This window comes from Leptolyngbya sp. GB1-A1 (assembly GCF_039962475.1).
In the GTDB taxonomy this organism is placed as follows: Bacteria; Cyanobacteriota; Cyanobacteriia; order Elainellales; family Elainellaceae; genus Leptolyngbya_A.
Map to the genome: position 1 here is coordinate 277,432 of NZ_JAMPLI010000001.1, position 18,396 is coordinate 295,827.

18 protein-coding genes are annotated in these 18,396 nt (G+C 52.3%); 12 read left to right on the forward strand and 6 right to left on the reverse strand.

The annotated features are described in order from the left end of the window. Positions 1-217: 217 nt before the first annotated feature. On the reverse strand, positions 218-973 hold the full coding sequence (locus tag NDI45_RS01185) for a DUF2993 domain-containing protein (protein WP_242067197.1): 756 nt from the start codon (positions 971-973) through the stop codon (positions 218-220). Between the two features lie 403 nt (positions 974-1,376). On the opposite strand from NDI45_RS01185, the gene NDI45_RS01190 reads away from it, so the two are divergent. The 4 genes from NDI45_RS01190 (at position 1,377) to NDI45_RS01205 (ending at position 4,728) form a co-directional block, all read left to right on the forward strand. Beyond that, entirely contained in the window at positions 1,377-2,294 is a 918-nt protein-coding gene (locus NDI45_RS01190; RefSeq protein WP_348245810.1) for an NAD(+) kinase, read from the forward strand. A gap of 58 nt (positions 2,295-2,352) precedes the next feature. Continuing rightward, the gene (gene nblR, locus NDI45_RS01195; RefSeq protein ID WP_348245811.1) at positions 2,353-3,048 is read left to right on the forward strand and encodes a response regulator transcription factor NblR; all 696 of its coding nucleotides are present in this window, start codon (positions 2,353-2,355) and stop codon (positions 3,046-3,048) included. Between the two features lie 81 nt (positions 3,049-3,129). Beyond that, positions 3,130-4,038, forward strand: a complete 909-nt coding sequence (locus tag NDI45_RS01200; RefSeq protein WP_348245812.1) for an amino acid ABC transporter substrate-binding protein — start codon at positions 3,130-3,132, stop codon at positions 4,036-4,038. A gap of 96 nt (positions 4,039-4,134) precedes the next feature. Further along, the gene (locus tag NDI45_RS01205; RefSeq protein WP_348245813.1) at positions 4,135-4,728 is read left to right on the forward strand and encodes a DUF192 domain-containing protein; all 594 of its coding nucleotides are present in this window, start codon (positions 4,135-4,137) and stop codon (positions 4,726-4,728) included. Positions 4,729-4,981: 253 nt separating this feature from the next. On the opposite strand, the gene NDI45_RS01210 is transcribed toward NDI45_RS01205, so the two are convergent. Then, positions 4,982-5,572: a 50S ribosomal protein L25/general stress protein Ctc gene (locus NDI45_RS01210; RefSeq protein ID WP_190790767.1), complete on the reverse strand. Its 591-nt coding sequence runs from the start codon at positions 5,570-5,572 to the stop codon at positions 4,982-4,984. A gap of 79 nt (positions 5,573-5,651) precedes the next feature. Continuing rightward, positions 5,652-6,995 carry an adenylosuccinate synthase gene (locus NDI45_RS01215; protein ID WP_348245814.1) on the reverse strand — a complete coding sequence of 448 codons (1,344 nt, stop codon included), beginning with the start codon at positions 6,993-6,995 and terminating at the stop codon, positions 5,652-5,654. A 330-nt stretch (positions 6,996-7,325) separates the two neighbouring features. On the opposite strand from NDI45_RS01215, the gene NDI45_RS01220 reads away from it, so the two are divergent. Beyond that, positions 7,326-8,036: a hypothetical protein gene (locus NDI45_RS01220; RefSeq protein ID WP_348245815.1), complete on the forward strand. Its 711-nt coding sequence runs from the start codon at positions 7,326-7,328 to the stop codon at positions 8,034-8,036. 18 nt (positions 8,037-8,054) lie between these two features. Next, positions 8,055-8,450, forward strand: a complete 396-nt coding sequence (locus NDI45_RS01225; RefSeq protein ID WP_348245816.1) for a hypothetical protein — start codon at positions 8,055-8,057, stop codon at positions 8,448-8,450. 46 nt (positions 8,451-8,496) lie between these two features. Here NDI45_RS01225 and NDI45_RS01230 read toward each other — a convergent pair whose 3' ends face one another. Further along, positions 8,497-9,642, reverse strand: coding sequence for an SH3 domain-containing protein (locus NDI45_RS01230; RefSeq protein WP_348245817.1), 1,146 nt, complete (start codon positions 9,640-9,642; stop codon positions 8,497-8,499). Positions 9,643-9,780: 138 nt separating this feature from the next. Between NDI45_RS01230 and NDI45_RS01235 the strand changes: the two genes are divergently transcribed. From NDI45_RS01235 to NDI45_RS01260, 6 genes are all read left to right on the forward strand, one after another. Then, positions 9,781-10,659 (forward strand): NAD(P)-dependent oxidoreductase, encoded by an 879-nt coding sequence (locus NDI45_RS01235; protein ID WP_348245818.1) that lies wholly within the window; start codon positions 9,781-9,783, stop codon positions 10,657-10,659. A 116-nt stretch (positions 10,660-10,775) separates the two neighbouring features. Then, positions 10,776-11,324, forward strand: a complete 549-nt coding sequence (locus NDI45_RS01240; protein WP_190792274.1) for a peroxiredoxin — start codon at positions 10,776-10,778, stop codon at positions 11,322-11,324. Positions 11,325-11,341: 17 nt separating this feature from the next. Next, positions 11,342-11,887 (forward strand): DUF3122 domain-containing protein, encoded by a 546-nt coding sequence (locus NDI45_RS01245; RefSeq protein WP_190792273.1) that lies wholly within the window; start codon positions 11,342-11,344, stop codon positions 11,885-11,887. Between the two features lie 164 nt (positions 11,888-12,051). Further along, entirely contained in the window at positions 12,052-12,738 is a 687-nt protein-coding gene (locus NDI45_RS01250) for a Crp/Fnr family transcriptional regulator (RefSeq protein WP_190792272.1), read from the forward strand. Positions 12,739-12,825: 87 nt separating this feature from the next. Then, positions 12,826-14,628 (forward strand): M61 family metallopeptidase, encoded by a 1,803-nt coding sequence (locus NDI45_RS01255; protein ID WP_190792271.1) that lies wholly within the window; start codon positions 12,826-12,828, stop codon positions 14,626-14,628. A 501-nt stretch (positions 14,629-15,129) separates the two neighbouring features. Next, entirely contained in the window at positions 15,130-16,377 is a 1,248-nt protein-coding gene (locus NDI45_RS01260) for an S-layer homology domain-containing protein (protein WP_190792270.1), read from the forward strand. A gap of 166 nt (positions 16,378-16,543) precedes the next feature. Here the strand turns inward: NDI45_RS01260 and NDI45_RS01265 are convergent, their stop codons facing one another. Then, positions 16,544-17,314 carry a hypothetical protein gene (locus NDI45_RS01265; protein ID WP_348245981.1) on the reverse strand — a complete coding sequence of 257 codons (771 nt, stop codon included), beginning with the start codon at positions 17,312-17,314 and terminating at the stop codon, positions 16,544-16,546. A 170-nt stretch (positions 17,315-17,484) separates the two neighbouring features. Next, positions 17,485-18,111, reverse strand: a complete 627-nt coding sequence (locus NDI45_RS01270; RefSeq protein WP_348245819.1) for an L-threonylcarbamoyladenylate synthase — start codon at positions 18,109-18,111, stop codon at positions 17,485-17,487. Positions 18,112-18,396: the final 285 nt, after the last annotated feature.

The following is an 18,396-nucleotide window of genomic DNA, read 5'->3' on the forward strand; positions in this document are numbered from 1 at the left end:
GTTGGGGCGATCGTCAACAAGGATGTTTGAACAGTTCAAATCATCCCCTGATCCGCCCCTACCCCCTAAATTTCTACCCCATAAATACTGAGGGAACCTGGCTCCCTTGCAATTTCAAAGTCCCCCCTCGCTCTTTTAGAGCGGCAAGTAATTAATGGGGAATTATAGGGAGCCATCTAGAACCTCTCACCCGGCTCAAGCTCCCTTTAACAATGCTCTAATTTGCATTTGGGAAGTGGTCGATCTGGGCATAGCCGCTAAAGATCAGCGATTTGCCCTGGGTTTCGAGACGATTAATTCGTAACATTACCCCATCCAGATCAAAGCGATCGAGATCAACCATATTATTTAGCACTTGCGCGAAGGCTTCGGTCACCACTTCCGCGAGTCCGCGCGCCGAGTCGGCGATGCCCTCCGGGTTGAATTTCGGGTTTTGAAAGGCGATTCTGCGCCGCTTTTCCACAGCAAGGGTTGCCGTAAGCTGAATTGGCACGTCACTCTGGTTAGGCAGATCGGTTTTGGCAGCAATGCTGACTTGATTATCGGGCAACAGTCTAAGCTGAATATCCCGAAAGGAAACTGGCTCTCCGCCTGAGAGACTGGTCAGCTGTTCCAGATCGACCTGATAGAGCTTCTTCTGAACCAGCTCTGCTTGAAATGCCCGATTAATACCGTCTTCATTCAAAACGACTTGAGCCACTGCCTGGGTTGGCTTCTTCAAGCGAAGCTGACCCCCTAGCACCGAGCCGAAGTCGATCGAGACTGCGTCGGTTTCAAACGACATCTCCTCAACTTCAAACTGGCGGCGAATCACCAATCCGCGACCGCTCATCTTGAAATTATCAATGCTGCCTTGAAGCAATTTGCTAGAAGGATAGCAGCGCACTGCAACTTCGATCGACTCACACTGCGAAAAAAGGTGGCGAATCGACTGGGTTGCGGCGGCATTGAGCATCCGTTCTCCAAAATCCATACCTGAAGTCCCGGAACTGCTCTTAGGATTTGTAAAACTACCAAACATCAGGATGCACTCGTTAGAAACGCGCTTTTAAGTTCCGTCTGTCCCTCCCGTTGTAACAAAATATTACAAATGCGACAACTAAAGCAAATACCAATTCCCTGACAGTGGATTCACAAAAACTAATCAGATTGCTCGGTCTACCCGGGTTAACCGTTGTCCTGCCTTGTTTTGGCTTCCCGTGTACCGGTTCCTCTGCTGCCAATAACCAGTTTACAAGCTGGCTTTCTGGCGAAAAGCTGTTCAAAGCATCGCCGATCGCTCTAATCTAGAGAGGAAGTGCGACCCTAACAGAGCGTTGATTCTGCTTGGGTTGTTCCGCATCCTTGCTAATCTCTGAACTGACTGGACATTGAGCGTGCCCAAAGCTGGCATTATTTACAACGATATCAAACCGATCGCCTGTCGCATTGCCCAGGAGTTAGCAGATAAGCTGACTGCCCTGGGATGGGAAGTTTGTCAGGCGACCGGACAAGGCGGCATCTTGGGATACTCGAAGCCCGGTCGTCCGGTTTGCCATACGCCGATCACCCAGCTTACCCCCCCTGGCTTTGATGAAGACATGGCATTTGCGATCGTCCTGGGCGGTGATGGCACGGTTCTGGCGGCATTCCGACAGGTTGCGCCCCATGAGATTCCGCTGTTAACGGTAAATACAGGGCACATGGGCTTTCTGACCGAAACCTACGTGAACTACCTACCGCAGGCGATCGAGGCAGCCGTCGAAGGCAAATACGAAGTCGAATCGCGAGCAATGCTGACGGTGCAAGTCTGGCGCGATGGCGGACTGATGTGGGAGGCTCTTTGCCTAAATGAAATGGTGCTGCATCGGGAACCGCTCACAAGCATGTGCCATTTTGAAATCGAAATTGGGCGACATGCCCCGGTCGATATTGCGGCAGACGGCATTATTATTTCAACACCAACCGGATCAACCGCCTATTCTCTGTCGGCAGGGGGTCCGGTGATTACTCCGGGTGTGCCTGTGTTGCAGCTTGTGCCCATTTGTCCTCACTCGCTGGCATCGCGGGCACTGGTATTTGCTGATCATGAGCCAGTAGTGATTTATGCGGCAAACCGCGACCCGCTGGTCATGGTCGTGGATGGCAATGCCGGCTGTTCGGTGCTGCCCGAAGATCAGGTGCGACTGCTGCGATCGCCCTATGCGGCTCGGTTTATTCGCCTGCGACCCAATGAATTTTTCCATGTTTTGAGAGAAAAGCTAGGATGGGGACTACCCCATGTAGCAAAGCCCACGTCAGTCGAGCTACCGTAGGCGAAAAGCTACCTAAAGCTATCGGCTGAGTGCTATCGAAAAAGGAGTGTGAGACCTGATGGGCAGTCTGGCTCAGGAGCAAAATCCAAAGGTTCTCGTGATTGAAACCGATGAAATGTTGGCGCAGCACGTCAGCTCTGATTTGCGCGAATCGGGATACGACCCGTCGATCGCCTACGATGCGGCAACAGGTTTGCGTCAGGCAAAGGAAATACAGCCCGCCCTGGTAGTCGTCGATCGGCTGCTGGCAGGAGATTCGGGGCTGTCACTGTGCAGTCACCTGCGGGCAACCGGGGCACGAATGCCTGTTCTACTACTGATGGGGCGTGACGCACTGGAGGATCGGGTTGCCTGTTTGCAGGCAGGCGCAGACGACTATTTTCTGAAGCCTTACCGCAGCGATGAATTTCTGAAACTGGTGCGGCTTTATCTGCACTCTGATGTGCCCAATCATGAGCAGTTGCGCTTTGCAGATCTGGTATTAGACCTGGCAACGCGGCGAGTGTTTCGCAGCAATCGGGTCATTGATCTGACCATGAAAGAATTTGAGCTGCTGAAATATCTGATGGAGCATCCCCGTGAAGTCCTGACCCGCGAACAGATTCTCGAAAACGTTTGGGGCTATGACTTCATGGGCGAGTCGAACGTGATTGAAGTGTACATTCGCTATCTGCGGCTCAAAATTGAAGACGAAGGCGAGAAGCGGCTGATTCAAACCGTACGCGGCGTGGGCTATGTGCTGCGGGAATCGTAATTCCGGCTGAGGTTGTGGTAAACTCCCGGTGCGAAGCAGTTCCCCTCTGGGGAATCGCGTTTTATCCGAGGGCAGGTTGGCGTGAATCGAATCTATCGGCTTCAGGCGGTGCGAAGCAGTTCCTCTTTTGGGGTAATTGTTGCGGTCGTGTTTCTCACGATTTTGCTTAGTGCAGGCATCAGTCGGGCAGAACCCGTGATCAATCGCGTGACGCAGGAAGGGGTTCTTGCGATCGGCGTACGAACCGATGCCTTTCCCTTTAGCTATTTTGACGCGCAGGGACAGCCCGCTGGATTTTCGATCGATCTGGTGGCTCGGATGAAACAGCGTTTAGAGTCCAAGCTGGGGCGATCGGTGCGGTTTCAGTTTGTCGAAGTGAGTCCTGCAAATCGCTATGACACATTGCAACAGGGCAAAATGGAGCTGCTGTGTGACTCTACCAGCTTTTCCCGCAGTCGGGCGATGAATGCTCAGTTTTCGATCGGCTATTTCCAGACTGGAACTCAATTACTGGTCAAAGAAGGGAACACGTTTGGCAATCAATTTCGGATTGGCGTTATCTCAGGCACCACAAATGCCGACAGCGTCAAACGTCGCCTTGCCTTTGCAGAATTTGTCGATTTACCCGATCGCGCAACGGGAATGCAGGCTCTAGAGCGAAATCGGATCGATGCCCTTGCCAGCGACGGTATTTTGCTAGAGGCAATGCGGCGTACCAGCTCTGAACCCGATCGCCTCACGGTCATTCCGCGCACGCCCTACGACGAGCAAACCTATGCGTGTCTGCTGCCGCCAGGGAACGATCGCTTTCAAGCTGCCGTCAATGCAACCCTGACTGACTTTATGCAGGGCGTCCTCGATCAAAATCCAGAAGACCTGGCTCTGTTCGATCGCTGGTTTGGTGCAACGGGAGTTGTGCCTATCGATCGAGAACCCGTCCTCGATTTCTTTCGCCGTATCGTTGAGGCTGGAGATAATTCAAATCTCTGAGGCGGCTTTTAGAGAAGTGTCTAGTGAGGATTTAAGGTTCTCCATCGTCCCCTAAATTCCCTTTCCCCTGATTCCCCTGATCCGATGATTGCCTTCATGTCCCTTCCTCTGCCGTCCCTGCTTAGCGTTAGTTTAGGTATCCTGCTGTTAGGCTGTACCCCTCCGCCCCAGTCTTCCCAGTCTTCTCCCGGTGCCGCACCTGTTACCCAAACGCCGCCTGCTGCCAGTCAGCCCGCGAATCAACCTGCTCTAAATCGACCTGCTGCCCCCCAATCTGCCACCAACCCATCTGCAGGACAAATGCTGCCGATTACTGCTGAGGCAACGATGCGCGGACAAAAGATTCAGCTTGAGGTTGCCCGTACTATTCGCGAACAGGCAATGGGGCTGATGTATCGCCCTGCCTTACCTGACGATCGCGGAATGCTGTTTCCGTTTAATCCGCCGCGTCCGTTGCAGTTCTGGATGAAAAATACGCCGCAGCCGCTCGACATGGTGTTTATGCTGAATGGCGAAGTGAAGGCGATTGCACCGAATTCTCCACCCTGCACAACTGACCCCTGCCCGACCTACGGCACAAATGAAGCGGTGAATCAAGTCATCGAACTCCGAGCCGGACGCGCTGCGGAACTGGGGCTACAGGTGGGCGATCGGGTTGAAATCCGCTATTTTAACCAGCCGATCCAGTAATTCGATACAGTAATCCTAATTGTGAAATCAGACGATCGATCAAATCGATCAACAGGGTCGGGGGCTTTCACCGTCCCTGTATCCCGGATTGCTTAAATGCAGCCGATCCATACTGCCGGATTGCTTGACGCATCCAAACAGCAGCCATCCAAGCAACATATCCAAACAGCAGTCATCCAAGCAACAAAAAAGCCAGGAATCAACCTGGCTCAACATTATGATTTATTAATTCAATTTTCGACTGGAAAGCCGTTTAGCCTTCCTGATCCACTTCGTCGCTGACCTGACCACCGCGACCCAGCACCTTGACCACCACACGATCGGGATCGCCCAGCACCGTGATACTTTCGGGGAGCTGAAGCTGATTTACATGGATCGTATCCCCTGCATGCAGATCAGAGATGTCCACTTCGATCGTCTCAGGGATGTCGCCCGGGGCACAGGAGATTTCCAGTCCGTTCAGCACTGTATCGAGTGCGCCGCCTTCTTGCTTCACACCAATCGCCGTGCCGACAAAGTGAAGCGGTACAGTAACTTGCAGAAACTCTTGCTGACCCACTGAGAAAAAGCTGAGATGATATAGGCTACCGCGCCAGGGGTGTGCTTGCACTTCGCGCAGGAGTGCTTTGCCGCTCCAGGGCAGGTCGGTGACGTTGAGGGTAATCAGCGTATTGTTGAGCGATGCTTTTTTGACCAGCAGTTCTGCCGCTTTCAGATCCATGACTAGCGAGACAGATTCTGCTCCGTTGTGACCGTACAGCACTGCCGGAAGCTGTCCTTCACGGCGCATAGCGTTCGGTTTGCTCCCTTCGGGGCGCTTTTGACATTCGATCGTAAGTTCCATAAGTAATTTCGCGATTACAAGATCAATAGTGGACAAAACTTTTTGGAAGAACTTCCTGGGAGACTTTTTCCGCAGGAATCTATCCTCTGACCCCGGCTTGCTGGCTCCCCTTGTCGTAGAGCAGTGCCCGTTTCGGTCCGTGAATCGGGTCTTCTACAATGATAGTTTGATCGCGGCTTGCCCCTAGCGAAACAATGGCGATCGGCACTTCCATTAACTCTGCCAGAAACTTGAGATAGTCGAGTGCCTGGGGTGGCAGATCATCTAACGTGCGGCAGTCGGAGGTCGATCGCTTCCAGCCAGGCAGCGTTTCGTAAACCGGACGACAGCGGGCAAACTGACGCGCATTCGTGGGCAAATCATCGCAGCGTTGTCCATCAATTTCGTAGGCAACGCAGACTTTGATTTCTTCCAGCGCATCCAGCACATCGAGCTTGGTAATTGCTAAACAGTCTAGACCGTTAATTCGCACCGCATAGCGACCAATCACGCTATCAAACCAGCCACAGCGACGCTTCCGCCCGGTGGTTGTACCAAATTCTGCGCCCCGTTTGCACAAGAGTTCGCCCATTTCGTCCTCTAATTCAGTCGGAAATGGACCTTCGCCGACACGAGTTGTGTATGCCTTGGCAACACCAATGACGCGATCGATAATCGTGGGACCAACGCCCGCACCAATACAGGCTCCCCCCGCCACCGGATTCGAGGACGTGACATAAGGATAGGTGCCGTGATCCAGGTCAAGCAAGGTACCTTGCGCTCCCTCAAACAGAATATTGCGCTTTTGACGCACTGCTTGAGCAATTCGCAGCGAGCTATCGACCACATGGGAACGCAGGCGATCGGCATAGCCCAGATATTCCTCGATCACTGCATCGGGATCAAGCGGCGGCAGGTTGTACAGCTTTTCGAGGATGACGTTTTTGTATTCCACCGTCCAGCGCAACTGCTTTCGCAAGCCTTCGGTGTCCATCAGGTCGATGACGCGAATGCCAATCCGCTCTGACTTGTCAGCGTAGGTGGGACCAATGCCGCGCTTAGTAGTGCCGATCTTATGGTTGCCTCTGCGATCTTCGGATGCCTGATCGATCAATCGATGATATGGCATCGTGACGTGCGCCGTTTCGGAGATCAGCAGATTCTTGGCAGAAACGTTGAGGGATTCGAGCTGATCGAGTTCCTGAATCAGCACTTTAGGGTCAATCACCGTGCCGCAACCGATAATACACTCTGTTGCGGGATACAGAATTCCTGACGGAATCAGGTGAAGCTTAAAGGTTTTCCCCTGCACGACCACGGTATGTCCAGCATTAACACCACCTTGATACCGCACCACCACATCCGCTGATTTGCTCAACAAATCGGTGATTTTCCCTTTTCCCTCATCGCCCCACTGGGCACCAATGACGACTACGTTAGCCAAGATCCTAGTTCCGGTGAAAGTTCACACAAACTCTAATTATCGGCAAAATACGGACTCAATGTCAACCAAATTCCGATTCATGTGCATGCGGGGATTTTAGCGATCGCCTGAGGTGAGGCGGTGTTGATAGCGTGGGAGAGGGGCAATCAAGGGCATCGAGGGTGGGGCATATCGGAGGGTTGAAGGGAACTTGCAGGTTAAAGTCTGTTCAAAATACCGTATCAATACACCGTAAAGATGCAAGAAAATTTCGCTTTTACAAGCTTTGCCTGGTTAAGGTAGGGGGACGAATAACCGGATGTAAAATCTGACTACTGAGGCGATCGGGCAATGAACGACAGTAAAGCCTTGTTTGACTACTGGTATGAGCAGGTTCGGCTGAAGAATCATGAGCTAGTTCAGGTTGCGGGACATGTTGAGACCTATAAGCTGCGCCACGAATGTACCAACTACGATGAGCTGCGCTTGAGCCGTGAAGTTCAGCTTTTAGAGGAGCCAGAGCGCAGCAAAGTTATTGCCATCATTAAATATGAATGCACAGCTAAAGTTTTACAGTACCGGGCAGGTCGGTTGCGCGATCGCGCTAATCAGCTTTCAGAAACTTGCGGTGAGCTAGAAACCCAAAAAACGAAGCTGCTTCGCTTGATTCAGGCATTGCAGGCAAAGCTGTTTGGCAAAGATAAAGAACTGGAGCAGTATAAAGCTCGCATTGCGATCCTGGAAGCCGAGAATGCAGCCCTTCAAGCCGATGCCGAGAATAGCCAGGCTGAAGTACAACTGCGAACAGAGCTAGAAAAGCTTCAGAAACAATACGATGCCGTTGAAAAGCGTAGGCGTGAACTTGCCCAAAACAACAAGAGTTTAGGCGGCAGCGTTGCCCATACGCAGCGTTATAAACGACAGCGAGATGAAGCAATGATTCAGGTGAAAGAGCTACGAGCGCAGCTTCAATCGCTCACTCATGAGAATCAGCAGCTCCGTGCTGAAAACGATCGGCTCCGTCTTGCTTGGAACAGGGTGGAAAATCAGGCAGCTCTCTAGAGCGAGGATTTTATTGTTATGAAACTTCAGGAATTAAAAGCAAAGGTCTATGAGCTGGCAGGGGTGACAACTCCTAAACAGCTCAAAGCAAAGTATGAGTCAATTAAAACGCTAGATTTGCGCCGTAAAGCCTCCTGGGAAAAAGCATTGGCAATTGTTCAGGAGCAGCAAAACAGCTTTGAGAACTGGGTAGAAAATCCGCCGGATGAATATCAAGAGCTATTTGCCCAGATTAAAACTATCTCGGCAGACTACAGTGAAAAGCTTGAAAAAGTGAAGCAGATCGGGCAGGAAGTTGCTGTCATGGCTGACAGTCTTGAAGAACTTTCGCACGAGTACCAGGAGGAAGCCGATCGCCTCCAGCAAGAAGTGATTGCAGCCAAGCAAGCGGCAGAGCAGTCCCAGCTAAACTAGCCTGAAGCAGCAGCCGAGTAGAACGGTTGCGATCGCGCTTCAGCTCCTAATTCTGCACAAAATCTCCTCTGACCCAGCCTGTCGCACCCGACTCAAACTGAACACTGTACCAGGTGTAGCCGTCTGCTCCTTGAGTGCGATCGACAATGCGAACCGGATCGCCTGCGTAAGCCGTGGTTTGAACCGGGGCATCGATACCAGCAGAGGCTCGGACGTTGATTGATGCGTCGGGATCGCTGGCAGTTAGAGTGCTGGATTGAGAATTAGGCGATTGAGAGGATTGAGCCGTTCCGGAACTGGCTTCGGAAGTTGGGCGATTTGCGCTGGGCTGGGTGGTGCTATTGGGGGCTGAGGCAATGGAGCTGGGTTGGGCAGCGCTGTCGGAAGTTGTTCCGCCGGTTGGGGAACTGTTTGAAACTAAGTCCCCACGTACCCATCCGGTCACGCCTGCTACGGTTTGTACGTTATACCAGGTGTAGCCATCACTGCCCGAACTGCTGCTTAAAATTTGAATCGATTCGCCGCTACTGCCAACTTCCTGAACCGGGGCATCGACACTGGCACTGGTGCGAATGTTGATCGGCGATCCGTCGGCCGTGTTGAGTGTGCCGCTTCCGGTTGCCTGAGTTGCAGAGCTGGGCTGGGGCGAAGGAGAGGCGGCTGGGCTGGCGGTTGGGCTGGCGGTTGGACTGGTTGAAGGGTTGATGCCGGGGGTTGGGCTTTCGGATGCCTGGGCAACTGGCTGAGCGTCTACCGTGCCGCCAACAAGCTGAGCAAACTGCTGTGCCTTTTCATAGCTCGTAAAGCTGGCAACTTGAACGGTCGGCTCGCCTGTGATCGCCTGAATCGTGCCGATCGCATCCTGACAGTATTTGGCACGAATCTCGTCTAGATTGCCGCCTTTGATCACCACGGGATACCAGGTTGAGGTCGGAGTCGTTTCCCGATCGCTGCACGATGCCTGAGGAAAGCTAAACTCAGCAGGCGAGGCACTGGCAGAAGGACTGGCTGCGCTATCGAGGGGAACGCCAGGAGCATCGGCTCCTAGGTTGTAGCTGGGGCTGGCAACGCAAGAAGCTAACAATCCGGCGATCGTGACCGCAAAAAATCGCTTGCCAGTTTGACGGGGGGTTAACTGAGGAGCTAGCCGCGAGCAGCGAAGGCGAAACAAGTCGATCGAAGGAACAACCATAGAATGCCGTGACCTGCAAAGACGAAAGCGTTAGAACTAAACCAAAGCACCAATAGATTAGCAGTCCTCTGCAAAAATGGCGCAAGTCAGAAGGGAGATCACCCGTATTATTAAAATGAATCGGTTTATTGTAGTGCAATGCAAAAGCTTTTGATCACGGGCGCGAGTGGTTTTTTGGGATGGTATCTCTGCCAAGCTGCCCAAACCGATTGGGAAGTCTACGGAACCCATCATCGGCAGGCGGTCAATTTGGCAAAAGTTCACTCGCTGCCGATCGACCTCACCGATCTGGATGCCCTGAAATCGCTGTTTGCCACCGTTCGACCGGATGCGGTAATTCATGCGGCGGCAGTGTCTCGCCCCAATGACTGTCAGGATGATCCGGTGCGATCGTACCAAACGAATGTGGTTGCTTCCTGTAATATTGCCGAGCGATGTGAAGCGGCGGGAATTCCCTGCGTGTTTACGTCTTCGGAGCTGGTGTTTGATGGGCTAAATCCGCCCTATCGAGAAGGCGATCCGGTCAGCCCAATTAATCTGTATGGCGAACAGAAAGTTGCTGCCGAATTGGGAATGCTCGATCGCTGTTCTCAAATGCTCGTTTGCCGGATGCCGCTGATGTTTGGCAATGTGCCCCATGCTGAGAGCTTTCTCCAGCCGTTTATCCAAAGGTTGAGATCCGGTGAGCGGCTGAATGTGTTTGTGGATGAGTTTCGCACGCCTGTTAGCGGAGAAGATGCTGCAAAAGGCATTTTGCAGATCATGGACAAAGTGCGGGGCAGGGTGCATCTCGGTGGGAAAGAGCGGCTGTCACGCTACAAATTTGGGCAACACCTGGTCGCAGCCCTCGATTTACCGGAGACGATGCTGAACCCCTGTCGTCAAGCAGATGTGCCGATGTCTGCCCCTCGCGCCCCGGATGTTAGCCTCGATAGTTCATTGGCGTTTAGCCTGGGATACAATCCGACTCCTGTAAAGGAAGCATTAGCACGGCTGCTGCATCCTGCTGAAGAATAAGGCGTTGAGCGATCGTCACTTCAGAAGCGAATCAAACAACAAATGAAACAAGGTAAACTTTTGTAAACAAATACTTCATCCTTACTCTTCATCTTTATCGCGACTGAAAGCCCATGATGACTCGCCGTACCTTGCTTCAGCTTCTACAAGCCTGCTGTTTTGCCCTGCTAGTTGCCCTCAGCCCCATCGCCCCTGCCTTTGCCCTGGGCGGACCTCAGCCGTCGATCGATCAGCCTGCGCCCGACTTTACCTTGCCCACCAACAGTGGAAACGGCACAATTTCCCTCAAGGACTATCGCGGCAAATGGGTCGTAGTCTACTTTTATCCTAAGGATTTCACCCCCGGCTGCACGCTAGAGGCACAGCGATTTCAGCGGGATCTGCCTAAGTACAAAGCGCGAAACACAGAAATTCTCGGCATTAGTGCCGATGATGTGGATTCTCACACAGAGTTTTGCGACTCTGAAGGGCTAAAGTTCCCTCTGCTTGCGGATACCGATGGAGCTGTGAGTAAAGCCTATGGCTCCTGGCTAAGTCCAATGTCGCTGCGTCATACTTATCTGATTGATCCAAACGGGATTTTGCGCGATCGATTTCTGGGCGTGAGTCCCGCACTCCATAGTCAGGAAGTGCTGGCGCGACTGGGAGAGCTGCAATCTGCCTGACCAGGATGATTTTCACAATGCTCGATTATCCCTTTGGGGAACTGCAAAATAAACGCATGGCTCGTTTTCGACAAAAGCTGATGATATGGCTGAGCGTCCTGCTGCTAACAACCTGCTTTTTTGCCCAGCCGTCGCTTGCAGCCTATGATGTCATTGCGAATCATCCCGATGAGCCGTTTCGCAGCGTTTTGTTTCGCTCGAAGCAGAGTTTGCGCGATCGATCGGGCAATTCCTGGCAGGTCGTGGTGTTTCGCTACGGCAGTCCCGAAGGATTAACCCCTGTGACACTGAGACTTGTTGGGTTTCCGGGCATTGTTACATTTCGCCATCCTCAAGATCTAACCCTCACCAGCGAAGCCAGAAGCTGGCAGGCAGCAGAGCGACCCACCCCCCAAACTGCCGTGCCAAACGTGGGAGAGTACGACCTGACGAAGATCGTGCAGCAGTTGCCAATCGGAGGTTCCCTCAAACTGCGGCTGCCCCTGGACGATCGTTCTGAGGTTTTACGGGTTCCAGGTTTTGTTGTGCAGGAATGGCAGCAGGTCGCTAGGGCAGAGCCTTAAACACTCCTGATTTGAAGCTTGATTTAAGTTAGAGGAATTCTGGGTAGTATAAGTTAGGCATGGAGATTGCTAACCCCTCCCATCACCTGCCCGGTTGCCGCACTTTCGGAGCCGTTTCTCAGAATTGTGGCTGATTTCATTATCCTCTTCGATCGCAACTTCTCATGCAGACTGCTGCGTTTAGTGAACTATTTCCTCTGTTTAATGCCGCCAGTCCAGAGACGATTGAGTGGCTGATGTCCAATACGGTCGAGCATGAGTATCCGACCGATCGTGCAGTGCTGATGGAAGATGCCTGGGGCAATGCCGTTTACTTTGTTGAATCGGGATGGGTCAAGGTGCGTCGTCACGTCGGGGGAGGGTTTGTGACGCTGGCGATCCTAGGACGCGGAGACTTCTTTGGTGAGATGGCAATTCTGGACGAGTCGCCGCGATCGACCGATGTAATTGCCCTGTCTTCGGTCAAGCTGCTCAGCATCTCAGCTCAGCGATTTATCCAGACGCTATTTCGCGACTCCCAGCTTCATCACCGAATGCTTCAGCTCATGGTACGACGGCTGCGGCAAATGAATGTCCGCTTTCAGCTTCGGCATCAGCCCCCTGCCATCAAGCTTGTGAATACACTGGTATCACTAGGTGAGCATTACGGAACTGCCACTGAGTACGGCATCGAGGTTCTTAATATTCCCTTTAAAGATCTGGCAGATGTGAGCGACATTACGGTTGAAGAAGCTGCCAAAATCATGGAAAAGCTGCACGCTAAAGGCTGGATCAGGGTTGTGCCTTCTCGCAATGCGATGTTTCTTACGAACATGAGGCAGCTGGCTCATCTGGCAGGCAGAACTCAGTAAGTCATACAGCAAGTCATACAGCAGGTCAGTGGTCATCACTGCGAAGACGTACTACACTCAAACCACACCCTATCGTGAGTTCTCAAGATGACCGGAGTGACTGAAACGCGCCCTGTGGCTCGATCGCGTACTCATCTGACGCTGCACTATCAGGTGGCGATGCCGCAGCCGACTAATCATCTATTTGAAGTAGCGTTACGGGTGCAGGGCTGGCAGGCGGACGTGCTGGATCTGAAAATGCCCGTCTGGACTCCCGGCTCGTATCTGGTGCGCGAGTATGCCCGTCATTTGCAGGATTTTGCGGCAGAAGCTGACCCGTCTTCGATGGCAGCAGGAAGCGATCGCCCGCTAAGCTGGCGCAAGGTGAGCAAAAATCACTGGCAAATTGATACCGCAGGCGTTTCAGAACTCACGGTGCGCTACCGCATCTTTGCCAACGAACTCACGGTTCGCACAAATCATTTAGATGCGACGCACGGCTATTTCAATGGGGCAGCCCTTTTCTTTTACGTCCCCGGCTACGAGAAGCAGCCTTTGCAGGTGACGATCGTTCCCCCTCACGCCGACTGGCAAATCGCCACCCCCCTACCACTGATGACCGGGCAGGAAAACACCTTTGAAGCGAAGGATTTTGACACGCTGGTCGATAGTCCGTTTGAGGTGGGACAGCAGGAGCGATACGAATTTGAAGTGCTGGGCAAACCGCATCACTTTGTCGTTTGGGGACAGGGCAATATTGAACCCGATCGGGTGATTGCTGACACGAAGAAAATTATTGAAACCGAAGCGAATCTATTTGGCGGTCTGCCCTACGATCGCTATCTGTTTCTGCTGCATCTCACGTCTCAAGGCTTTGGCGGATTGGAACACAAGAATTCCTGTTCGCTGATTTATTCCCGATTCGGCTTCCGCTCAGACGATCGCTATCACCGCTTTATGCAGTTGGTGGCGCACGAGTTTTTCCACCTGTGGAACGTGAAGCGAATTCGCCCCAAAGCGTTGGAAGTGTTCGACTACGAGCAGGAAAACTATACGCCATCGCTCTGGTTTAGCGAAGGGACGACCAGCTTTTACGATCTGGCGTTTCCGTTCCGGGCAGGTCTCTACGACGCGAAAACTTATCTGAGTGAGCTGAGCAAGGAAATTACCCGTTACCTCACCATCCCCGGACGCAATGTGCAGCCCTTGAGCGAGTCGAGCTTTGATGCCTGGATCAAGCTTTACCGCCGCGATAACAACAGCGACAACTCACAGATCTCTTATTATCTCAAGGGCGAAATGGTTTCGCTGCTGCTGGATCTGCTAATTCGCGCTAAACACCACAACCAACGATCGCTCGATGATGTAATGCGGCAACTCTGGCAGCAGTTCGGCAAGGATGAAATTGGCTTCACTCCAGAACAGCTTGAGTCTGTGATTCAGACGATTGCGGAAGAGGATTCAACCGACTTTTTCAATCGCTTCCTGCACACCGTTGAGGAACTGCCCTTTGATCAGTATCTGGAACCCTTTGGACTGCGGCTCCAGCCCGAAGACACCAGTGGACATCCGCCGTTCCTCGGACTGACCGCCAAATCTGAACACGGGCGCGAGATGATCAAATTTGTGGAAAGCAACTCTCCGGCGCAGCAGGCAGGCATTGACCCCGATGATGAGCTATTGGCGATCGATGGCTTACGAATTAAGGCAGATCAGTTAGGCGATCGGCTAAAGGATTACCGAGCAGGGGACTTGATTCAGGTGACGGTGTTTCATCAGGATGAGCTGCGAACTCGTACTGTGACCTTAGCGGCTCCGCGTCCGGCAAGCTATCGACTCGTGGCAATTGATTCTCTTTCTCAGACACAAAAGAAACTGCTGCACGGTTGGTTAGGCGTTGAGACAATTTAGGCAGAAACTCAGGATTGCTCCGGTTCAATCCCAAGTTCTCAAAGTGGGACGGCGAAGTCATCGCATCGTTTAGCAACGCCTGTTGTGCTGAGCAGTGAAGCTGAATCCTGTCCATCCCGTCTTGTCTATAAAATTCTGTCTATAAAAATCTTGTCTATGAACTTGTCTATAAAAAGAGCAGCCCCGAAACTCAGGACTGCGGCTTAGGTGCATAAGGAGCGCACTTTTGATACCTTACGCGCTTTAGAGAGACGATCGCCTTCAGTTACAGTTTTTGATACGCCAAAGATTCGCCTAATTTTTTACGAGTTTGTCAAGAGGGTATCGGGAACTTCTGCAAATTTCTCTGGTCTAAGAAGGCATGAGCTGAACAAATGGCTAATGCTTCAAAGCCCCGTGTAGAGCAGATTTATACCATCTCACAGGTAAGCTTCGATCGCATCCAGCACAGCCGTTCTGTCACAAGAATTCACGATTCGCATCCCAAAAGGACATTCAATCATGTCACGCTTTCACGCATGGCAGTCGGGTACTGCCGTTTTGTCCGCTTTCGCTGTAATTGCTGGTGCTGCTGCACCAATCGTCATGCAGGCTCCGGCTCAGGCACAAGTTGCTTTTTCTGATGTTTCGTCGGATTATTGGGCACGTCCCTTTATTCGAGAACTTGCCAATCGCGGGATTTTGAGCGGTTTTCCAGACGGCACATTTCGCCCGAACGATCCGGTGACTCGCGCTCAGTTTGCGGCAATGGTGCGTCAGGCATTTCGTCGATCGCCCGTTCGGGAAGCCGCCAGCTTTATGGATGTTCCGTCAGACTACTGGGCATCCGCAGCAATTCGAGATGCCTACACCACGGGCTTTCTTTCGGGTTATCCAGGCAATATTTTCCGTCCCGATGAGTTTATTCCCCGTGCCCAGGTTCTCGTTTCGCTGTCCAATGGCTTAGGCTACAATGCGGCGAATGCAGTCGATAACACGCTGCGAACCTACAACGATGCAGGCTCAATTCCCGACTGGGCAAAAAACAGCATTGCGGCTGCAACTGAAAAGAAAATTGTGGTGAACTATCCCGATGTGCGCGCGCTGAATCCGAATCGATCGGCGACTCGTGCTGAAGTGGCAGCCTTTATCTATCAGGCGTTAGTCAGTTCGGGTCAGGTTTCTGCGATTCAGTCGCCCTATGTGGTGGGTCAAACGGGGACAACTACCCCGCCTGTAACGGGAGGTGTGCAAATTCCCACCGGAACCACAATTCCTGTTCGCTACAGTGAGGCAGACAAGATCTACATCTCACCTGAAGAGCCGGAACCCGTGCCTCTGACGCTCACCGTGGGCAGAGACATCGTGGCGCAAAACGGCAGAGTCTTGATTCCTGCAGGCAGTCTCGTTTCGGGTGAACTGCGAGCCGTACAGGGCGGGGCACAGTTCTTTTCCCGGGAAGTGATTTTGACGAATGGGACCCGTTTACCGATCAGTGCGTCTTCGTCGGTCGTCACCAACACCGAAACCGTCAGACGGGGTGCAAACTTGCTGGAACTCCTGGCAGGAGCCGCCCTGGGAGCTGGAGCTGCTGCTGGAATTGCTGCTGTAACAGGAGATGAAGCAATCGCCACTGAAGAAGTGCTGGGCGGTGGAGCGGCGGGCGCATTAGCCGGACTGTTCCTGGGACGCAATCGAGTAACGCTGCTGTCGATTAGCCCGAACACCGATCTCGATCTACGGCTGACTTCTCCGCTAGCGGTGCAATAACTCAAAACGAGGGGGTAATTGCTCATCTCCTGACAGAGAGAATGTAAAGCACTTACCCCTTCAGAAAACTGCAAAGCGATCGCCTCTCTTTCTGTTCCACCCAACCTCCTGTATGAATCAATTCATGCGGGAGGTTTTATTGCTGAGCGTGAATTCTATATCAACGCTAGATAAACAGCAGCAGTGCAGCATATCCGGTTGCTCCGAAAGCAAATGTCCAGAAACGGCTATCTCGCTCTTCGGGGAGTTCCTCTTTTAGCACGTTTAGCACAATTCCGCCTGCCAGGAAGGAAAACAGCAGCGCGATCACCGCGTGGGGAACTTCAGAATGACTGCCGATCGCCCAACCTGCAATCACGGTAGCGGCTAAAATCCAGCGTCCAATTTTGACGTAAGCCTTTTTGTGGTGCTGGTGTAAGCCGTAATCATTCACCACAAAATGAAGTGCCATTGCAAAACTAAACAGTAACAGGCTGGCATATCCAGGTTCTTCTCGATGCAGGAGCAGATAGCCAATGAGCAAGTTATACAGCCCAAACGAAACGATGTGTAGCCAAAAGACTTTTGCCTCTGTTACATCTCCATTGCCCGCTTCTTGACTACGCTGACGCGAAATTTTTGCCACCCGTTCTAATCCATAAAACATCGCCAATCCAAGCAACGCCATCAAGTAGACATGGTGTTCTAGAAATGCAAGCCTTTCAGGAACGCTGTCCGGCAAAGTGGTTTGAAAGTGGCTCAAGTCCGGCAGAATGTGGACAAACACATAAGCGACCGACACCCCACTGCCAAACGAGAGCCAGCGACTTCGTGGCGTGATATCTAGAAAACGAAGCCGATAAGCAAAAATGTGAACCAGTGCCAGTCCGATCGCCAGTAGCCCAGCTAACGGAATCAGAGTTGTACTTGGAATTTCAGCGTCTAAAGCCAGAATAATCACAGTAGAAAACTCCTGGCGTTCCTAGAGCAGCAGTTAGCGAATCTTCAGCAAAGCAATCGATGTAGCGATCGGGCTTCCTCTTAAAGGCAATTGGTTTGCAGCGTTTCTATGTCTTGTCGTCAAAGTAGTCAAAGCAGTCCAATTTTTCCTCGCTCTTGTGGGGGATCTCAAGCAAGTCTCACCGTTCCCTGTCGCAGGATTTTCCAGCCGATGCCTGTCCACTTGACGACGGTTGAAGGCAAGCCAGAGCCAACCATCGCATCCGGGTCTTGGGTCTGAGCAAGCTGCTGTTCGATCGCCCGAAATTGTTCCGGGAAGAAGGTGAGAACGTTGGAAAATTGAGTATTAATGTCTTCGATCGCCCTGAGCGCAGGCTCTCCCGATCGATTGACGCTAGTAGTTGCTAACGGTCCAGTTTGGCGCAGCAGATCACGGGCGACCGGGTGATCGGGTACGCGAATGCCGATTGTTGTCGGATCAGTGGGGTTCATTTGACGGGGCAGTTTTTCGCTGGCGGGGAGGACAAGGGTTAAGGCTCCGGGCAAGTATTGGGCGGCGGTTTCTTGCCAGATCGATCGCTCCTCAGGCGTACCTACGACATAATCCCACAAGTCTTCGATGTCGCTGCCCATGAGAATCAGGGGTTTGGTTTCGCTGCGCTGTTTTGCGTCGTAGATTAACGAGGCGCGATCGGGTCTGCTTGCCAGGGCGGGAACGGTGTCCGTGGGAAAACTGATGAGTTGAGTCCCGGAACGGGCAGCTTCGATCAAAGTATCAAAGGAGACTTGGGGCATGGAAATTGGCTGCGAGGCGATTTCAAGCAGTTGATTTTAAGAGGTTGTTGGAGCAGAGGTTGTTGGAGCAGTGTGAGCAGTTCTACATCACCCCCTAAATTTCCCATTGATGACTTACCGCTCCAAAAGAGCGAGGGGGCTTTGAAAGTCAACGTGATTAGCTCGGTTTCCCTCCAAATTGGGAGGCCGGGGGCTTTAGGGTCAGTATGAATGACTATTTAACTATCCTTATTATCATTATCCGTTTCGCGATCGTTTCTCACTATTGAATTTCGTGCCCCATGC

Coding starts and splice junctions, on each gene's coding strand:
- NDI45_RS01185 (WP_242067197.1), bottom strand. CDS start 973: ATGGATTTTGGAGAACGGATGCTCAATGCCGCCGCAACCCAGTCGATT.
- nblR (WP_348245811.1), top strand. CDS start 2,353: ATGGGCAGTCTGGCTCAGGAGCAAAATCCAAAGGTTCTCGTGATTGAA.
- NDI45_RS01205 (WP_348245813.1), top strand. CDS start 4,135: ATGTCCCTTCCTCTGCCGTCCCTGCTTAGCGTTAGTTTAGGTATCCTG.
- NDI45_RS01210 (WP_190790767.1), bottom strand. CDS start 5,572: ATGGAACTTACGATCGAATGTCAAAAGCGCCCCGAAGGGAGCAAACCG.
- NDI45_RS01220 (WP_348245815.1), top strand. CDS start 7,326: ATGAACGACAGTAAAGCCTTGTTTGACTACTGGTATGAGCAGGTTCGG.
- NDI45_RS01225 (WP_348245816.1), top strand. CDS start 8,055: ATGAAACTTCAGGAATTAAAAGCAAAGGTCTATGAGCTGGCAGGGGTG.
- NDI45_RS01230 (WP_348245817.1), bottom strand. CDS start 9,642: ATGGTTGTTCCTTCGATCGACTTGTTTCGCCTTCGCTGCTCGCGGCTA.
- NDI45_RS01235 (WP_348245818.1), top strand. CDS start 9,781: ATGCAAAAGCTTTTGATCACGGGCGCGAGTGGTTTTTTGGGATGGTAT.
- NDI45_RS01240 (WP_190792274.1), top strand. CDS start 10,776: ATGACTCGCCGTACCTTGCTTCAGCTTCTACAAGCCTGCTGTTTTGCC.
- NDI45_RS01245 (WP_190792273.1), top strand. CDS start 11,342: ATGCTCGATTATCCCTTTGGGGAACTGCAAAATAAACGCATGGCTCGT.
- NDI45_RS01250 (WP_190792272.1), top strand. CDS start 12,052: ATGCAGACTGCTGCGTTTAGTGAACTATTTCCTCTGTTTAATGCCGCC.
- NDI45_RS01255 (WP_190792271.1), top strand. CDS start 12,826: ATGACCGGAGTGACTGAAACGCGCCCTGTGGCTCGATCGCGTACTCAT.
- NDI45_RS01260 (WP_190792270.1), top strand. CDS start 15,130: ATGTCACGCTTTCACGCATGGCAGTCGGGTACTGCCGTTTTGTCCGCT.
- NDI45_RS01270 (WP_348245819.1), bottom strand. CDS start 18,111: ATGCCCCAAGTCTCCTTTGATACTTTGATCGAAGCTGCCCGTTCCGGG.